General features: G+C 32.9%; 7 protein-coding genes. 6 read left to right on the forward strand and 1 reads right to left on the reverse strand.

What is annotated here, in order from left to right:
* The 5 genes from C1G49_RS09450 to C1G49_RS09470 form a co-directional block, all read left to right on the forward strand.
* Window positions 1–234, forward strand: a 234-nt coding sequence (locus C1G49_RS09450) for a DDE-type integrase/transposase/recombinase (protein ID WP_010722260.1), incomplete at its 5' end; no start/stop codon positions are given.
* Window positions 235–498: 264 nt separating this feature from the next.
* Window positions 499–789 (forward strand): helix-turn-helix domain-containing protein, encoded by a 291-nt coding sequence (locus C1G49_RS09455; RefSeq protein ID WP_105108082.1) that lies wholly within the window; start codon window positions 499–501, stop codon window positions 787–789.
* 330 nt (window positions 790–1,119) lie between these two features.
* Window positions 1,120–3,087, forward strand: coding sequence for an ABC-F type ribosomal protection protein OptrA (optrA, locus tag C1G49_RS09465; RefSeq protein ID WP_105114403.1), 1,968 nt, complete (start codon window positions 1,120–1,122; stop codon window positions 3,085–3,087).
* Between the two features lie 263 nt (window positions 3,088–3,350).
* Window positions 3,351–3,485, forward strand: a complete 135-nt coding sequence (locus tag C1G49_RS11400; RefSeq protein WP_002415371.1) for a hypothetical protein — start codon at window positions 3,351–3,353, stop codon at window positions 3,483–3,485.
* 531 nt (window positions 3,486–4,016) lie between these two features.
* Window positions 4,017–4,379, forward strand: a complete 363-nt coding sequence (locus C1G49_RS09470; RefSeq protein ID WP_024378353.1) for an EFR1 family ferrodoxin — start codon at window positions 4,017–4,019, stop codon at window positions 4,377–4,379.
* A gap of 124 nt (window positions 4,380–4,503) precedes the next feature.
* Here C1G49_RS09470 and erm(A) read toward each other — a convergent pair whose 3' ends face one another.
* Window positions 4,504–5,235, reverse strand: coding sequence for a 23S rRNA (adenine(2058)-N(6))-methyltransferase Erm(A) (gene erm(A) / locus C1G49_RS09475; protein ID WP_002360844.1), 732 nt, complete (start codon window positions 5,233–5,235; stop codon window positions 4,504–4,506).
* Between the two features lie 390 nt (window positions 5,236–5,625).
* On the opposite strand from erm(A), the gene C1G49_RS09485 reads away from it, so the two are divergent.
* Window positions 5,626–6,288 carry a class I SAM-dependent methyltransferase gene (locus C1G49_RS09485; RefSeq protein ID WP_001092058.1) on the forward strand — a complete coding sequence of 221 codons (663 nt, stop codon included), beginning with the start codon at window positions 5,626–5,628 and terminating at the stop codon, window positions 6,286–6,288.
* The last annotated feature ends 227 nt before the right edge of the window (window positions 6,289–6,515 follow it).

A 6,515-nucleotide genomic window follows, 5' to 3' on the forward strand; every position in this document is an offset into this window, starting at 1 on the left:
TTTTATCAAGGGACAGAACATCGTACCATTAAATACCTGAATAATTTGATTGAACAAGACCATCGTCCAGTAAAGAGACGCAATAAATTCTATCGAAGTTTACGCACTGCCTCTACCACGATTAAAGGTATGGAAGCCATCCGAGGATTATATAAGAAAACCCGAAAAGAAGGCACTCTCTTCGGGTTTTCGGTCTGTACTGAAATCAAGGTATTATTGGGAATCCCAGCTTAAATCATAGATACCGTAAGGGATTTTATTCTTTATTTAAAACTTTGCAACAGAACCGGTTTTACTATTTTTGAAATAAGTACCTTCCACTTCAAATACATGTATTCAAAGTGAAAGTATTGATTTAAATGATTCTTTTGTAATTTACTCTTGATAAGATCCTTTAACCATAGTATAATAAATAACAGTATTTTGGAGCATTTCGCTTTAAGTACTGCAGATTATAGAGTATCTGGTGTCTCTTCAGACATAGCAAAAGCAGTCAGGATGATTAAAAGAAATATCAACCGTCAGCTCACCATTCAGTCAATATGCACAGAAATTGGTCTAAGTCAGTATCACTTCATGCGTAAATTCAAGATAGATATAGGTATGACTGTTGGTGCATACATTAAGAAGGAGAAAATAGCATATGCCAAATTTCTATTGGTATATACGAATCAGTCAATATCAGAAATTAGTGAATATCTTATATTTAACTCACAAAGTTACTTCACATCCGTGTTTAAAAAAGAAACAGGAAAAACGCCTTTTGAATATAGAAAGAGTGATTTGTAAAGCTGATGGCTAATGCAAAGAATCAATTGCGGCAATCCTTTTGTATCTTTTTCCAGTGTGGCTGCGGTTTCTGTTGACGGGAACAGCAGGGTTTATCGGGAATCTGGTGCCAGATGAGATAACAGATCAGTTACTTTACTTTTACCAGAAAGGGTGTAAGCTAAAACTTAGGCTAGCCATTGCGCTAGCGATTTGGTACAACAAGGGGGAAGTTGAATTATATTTGAAACGATAGGAGGGAGAAGCAAATGAAATCTACAACTAAAGTAACATTTAAAGAACTCCATGTATAGGTGGCTGTGACAAGCTTTACATGGAGTAGAATAATTATTGTCCAAAGCCACCTTTGCAATTGCTAGTACTAACGCAAAGGAGGATATGAAAATGCAATACAAAATAATTAATGGTGCCGTTTACTATGATGGTAATATGGTGTTGGAAAACATCGATATTGAAATCAATGATAATGAAAAGATTGCTATTGTTGGTAGAAATGGATGTGGAAAAACAACCTTGCTAAAAGCTATTATAGGCGAAATTGAATTAGAAGAAGGAACTGGTGAAAGTGAGTTTCAAGTAATAAAGACCGGTAACCCTTATATTAGCTATTTAAGACAGATGCCTTTTGAAGATGAAAGTATATCAATGGTGGATGAAGTCCGTACGGTATTTAAGACGCTTATTGATATGGAAAACAAGATGAAACAGCTGATAGATAAAATGGAGAATCAATATGATGATAAAATCATCAATGAATACTCTGATATCAGTGAAAGGTATATGGCTCTTGGAGGTCTAACCTACCAAAAAGAATATGAAACGATGATTCGTAGTATGGGTTTTACTGAAGCAGATGATAAAAAACCCATTTCTGAATTTTCAGGTGGTCAGCGAACTAAGATAGCTTTTATAAAAATACTTTTAACAAAGCCAGACATTCTATTACTTGATGAACCTACTAACCACCTTGATATAGAAACAATACAATGGTTGGAGAGTTATTTGAGAAGTTATAAATCTACATTGGTTATTATTTCCCATGATAGAATGTTTCTTAATCGAATTGTGGATAAGGTTTATGAAATCGAATGGGGAGAGACCAAATGTTATAAAGGTAATTATTCAGCCTTTGAGGAGCAAAAACGAGAAAATCATATCAAACAGCAAAAAGATTACGACTTGCAACAGATAGAAATTGAAAGGATTACACGCTTGATTGAACGTTTTCGTTATAAACCTACGAAAGCTAAAATGGTGCAATCTAAAATTAAATTATTACAGCGTATGCAAATATTAAATGCACCAGACCAATACGATACAAAAACTTATATGTCTAAATTTCAACCGAGAATCAGTAGTTCAAGGCAAGTATTAAGTGCTTCAGAACTTGTGATAGGCTATGATACTCCTCTTGCAAAGGTTAATTTCAACCTTGAAAGGGGACAGAAGCTTGGAATTGTTGGGAGTAATGGTATTGGTAAATCCACGTTGCTTAAAACACTTATGGGTGGTGTGGCAGCATTGTCTGGAGATTTTAAATTCGGATACAATGTTGAAATTAGCTATTTTGACCAACAGCTTGCTCAAATCAGTGGAGATGATACACTATTCGAAATTTTTCAAAGCGAATACCCTGAGCTAAATGACACAGAGGTCAGAACTGCTCTTGGCTCATTTCAGTTTAGTGGAGATGATGTTTTTAGACCGGTGTCCTCTTTGTCAGGTGGAGAAAAGGTTAGATTGACATTATGTAAATTATTATATAAACGTACTAATGTTTTAATCTTAGATGAACCGACAAACCACATGGATATTATTGGAAAAGAGAATTTAGAGAATATCTTATGCAGTTATCAAGGTACAATTATTTTTGTGTCACATGATAGATATTTTACTAATAAGATTGCTGACAGATTACTTGTTTTTGATAAGGATGGTGTAGAGTTTGTACAATCTACTTATGGTGAGTACGAGAAAAAAAGGATGAATTCTGAAAAGCCATTTAATAACATTAAAGTTGAGCAGAAAGTAGAGAAAAATAACACAGTAAAAGGCGATCGTAACTCCATTGAGAAGGAGAAGGTTAAGAAGGAGAAACGAATTGAAAAGCTTGAAGTGTTAATAAATCAATATGATGAAGAATTAGAAAGATTGAATAAAATCATTTCTGAACCAAACAATTCTTCTGATTATATAGTACTGACGGAAATACAAAAATCAATTGATGATGTTAAAAGGTGTCAGGGTAATTATTTTAATGAATGGGAACAGTTGATGAGAGAATTGGAAGTTATGTAATCTTTGAGTTATGCAATAAGGATGTAAAAGTGTTAATGATACATTCTGGTTGTTGAAAATGTAAAAAAATTAATGAATTTTTATTAGATATAATCGCTATGTGAAGACCTTTTGAGTTTGCCGCATAGCGGTTTTTATTATCTATACTTTGGAATTGTCAAGAAAAGTGTAGTCGTATAAACTCACTAAATTTCCTTTGATTGTTATGCTGCCAGAAGTTGTTCTTCCAGTAGCCCTCTGTATATAACAGGAGGATTGAGCAGGTGGTTTCTGTCGTTGCAGAACCAGATTCTAAATATGGGACTGAAGTATTTGATGAATATGTCATAAGTAAAGAATTTGAAAATGTTCAAGAGGTTATGACGTCTCAAATACAGCAGAAAGGAAGGTTAAGATAAGAGAAACTGAAGTTCAACAATAGTATTTAGATATAGGGTGATAAATCAGATTATATTGTGATTTGTAGAATTGCTTGCCTTGGTGCTAAATAGGTATGGTAATAATGTACTAATCGATTGTTTTGTAGTAAAAAAGCAACAGATAATTAGGATATTTTTCTTGTATTGTTCGTTAAAAAGAGCCAAACGAAGTATATTTTCTCATAGAAGTTGAACATAGTAGACTGATTATTGCCACTGTAAAAAATGAGGAATGTATCCTGTGTTACAGTTATTCCATTAATGAGAGATGAGGATAAAGATAGATTTGTACAGGGAATTGAGAAATTTAACGTTTAAACAAAATCTAGTTCATCCTTTACACTATCCGTTGGGATAGTATACGTCACAAATGTGCGTACTTACATTTTGAATTTTCTTAAGTATAATACTCATTATGATGACACCTAGATAACAATTCAAACCCGATGCAAGTGTAACTGCATCAAAAATCAATTTTGAATCCTAATTAGTTAAAGAGAGGTAGCAGAAATGACAATTTTGTATTTTACCGCAACAGGAAACAGTCTTTATGTTGCGAAAAGACTTGGTGGAAAACTAATATCCATCCCACAAATGATAAAAGAGAATAAATATGAGTTCTCAGACGAGAGGATAGGTATTGTATTCCCGGTTTTTCACGTTAATATCCCGCCATATATTAGAGATTTTTTAGAACGCTCTATTTTTAATTGCAAATATCTATTTGTTATTGCAACATATGGAGAATATGCAGGTTCAACTGCAGATGAAGTGAAAAAGATTTTAGACAAACGTTCAATACCAGCCAATTATATAAATAATATACAAATCGTTAAGTATATGAAAAATTCTATAGAAACTTCTCTCAATTAGGCTAATTTTATTGCAATAACAGGTGCCTACTTTTAAAACAACCGATTTATTAATAAATATTGAAAATTTTTAGGAAGAATAAAGCGTTCTCTTGTGAAATTAGAGAACGCTTTATTACTTTAATTTACTGAAACAATTTGTAACTATTGAAAATAGAAAGAAATTGTTCCTTCGATAGTTTATTAATATTAGTGACATTTGCATGCTTCAAAGCCTGTCGGAATTGGTTTTTAGTAAAAAGAACGCGATATTCACGGTTTACCCACTTATAAACAAAAGATTGATACTCTTTGTAGTCCTTCTTTAAAATCAATGGTTGATGTCGTTCAAGAACAATCAATACAGAGTCTACATTCGGTTTAGGGTGAAAATATGCTCGTGGCACTTTTTTGAGAACTCTTATGTCCAATTCCACCATCAATAGCAAACCTAAAGCTCGTTTCGTATTTTGTAATCTTTTTGCAAAACCATTCTCCACAATAAGGTAACTATATTTCGAATTGCTTTCAAAAGCAATTTTTTTGACAATATCAGTACTGATGTTAAAGGGGATATTACCAAATATTTTATAGTCTTTGTTTTTGGGGAAGTTAAATTTCAGAATATCCGTATGGATAACTTTTATATTCTGAAAAGGCTTCACGACTTTTTGGGTGACTTGACACAAGTCCTCATCAATTTCTATAGAATCCACCCACCGACTCATTTTGACAAGTTCTTTGGTAAAATGACCTTTTCCTGATCCAATTTCTATTACATTATCTTGTTTATTTATATTCGTATGATTCAATATCTCTTTTACATGCTTTTTAGAAGTAATAAAATTTTGAGTGTCCTTTGGGTTTTTCTGGTTCATTATAACCTTCTCCTTGCCATTTTTTTCATTATGAATGAGATAAAGTAATATCTACTACTGCGATACTAGTGCACATACTTGAAACCTCCTTACGTAACTGATTATATCATTTCTGTTTACTTTTTAGAATAAAGCTCTATATGTAATTTTGCACTTGACACTTCAGTTGGACGTTTTCTTCAAAATAATATGTTTTGAAACTTGATAAGAGAAGCCACTGTCTTTACTAAAAAGTAAAGGCTGCGATAAAGGACAGTGACTTTAATAAAGTTGCACTGTTGTATTGTCTTTGGATAAAATTGTCTAAAGGGAAGTTTTATCCCCAACGAAAAAACATCTAAAGTGGTAAGTAATGAAAGAATGTCGATAAAGTAGGAATGGGGGATCTTTTTGAATACAATAGAATCACAGTTTGATAAGGTTGCAGAAGATTACGATTTCGTGAATGAGCTTTTGAATGATTATTCATTCTTTGTGTCTAATATGTCTCCAAAGAAAGGCAGAGCATTAGATATCGGATGTGGCTCGGGTTTGTTAGTGGAGAAATTAGCAAGTTATTATGATGAAGTGGTAGGGATTGATATTTCTAATCAAATGCTCGATCTTGCCAAATCTAAACGTCAACTAACAAATACGGTCTATCTGAATATGAATGCAGAACAACTTAATTTTAATGAGAAGTTTGATTTTATTGTAAGCCGAACAACCTTTCATCATTTGGATGATATAGCCAGCGTAATACAGCAAATGAAGGAACTGTTGAATGAGGAAGGAAGAATAGTTATTCTTGATAATGTATCTGAAGTCGAGACACCGCCTACCTATGTTTATAAATTAGGGGCAATCCAAGAGTTTTTACCGCATTGTTTCAAATTTGGAATAAAAAATGCGATTAGAATTTATAATCACAACACATCTAAATCATGGCTTGAGCATTTAGCTTCAGATAAGTACCTATCTGAACAAAATTATTACGATTTATATGAAAAGTTGTTGCCTGGATGCCAATTCCATAAAATGGGTTGGGCAATGGGGGTTGTCTGGACAAAATAACTTAAAGCTGTGGCTTTGAAAAGTTGAATTTGTGATTGTTTTCAGAGCTATCGGGTGCTTTAGTATAAATAACAATGAATAAAAAATCAGCCTGTATCTTATGTTACTATTAAGGGTTCTGTTGCAAAGTTTTAAATCTACTATCAAATAAGGTAGAATAATAGAAAAAGATAGCAGGAGGAATGACGATGAATCATTTTAAAGGAAAGCAATTTCAGCAGGATGTG

Source organism: Streptococcus suis (genome assembly GCF_002960625.1).
GTDB classification, from domain to species: domain Bacteria; phylum Bacillota; class Bacilli; order Lactobacillales; family Streptococcaceae; genus Streptococcus; species Streptococcus suis_T.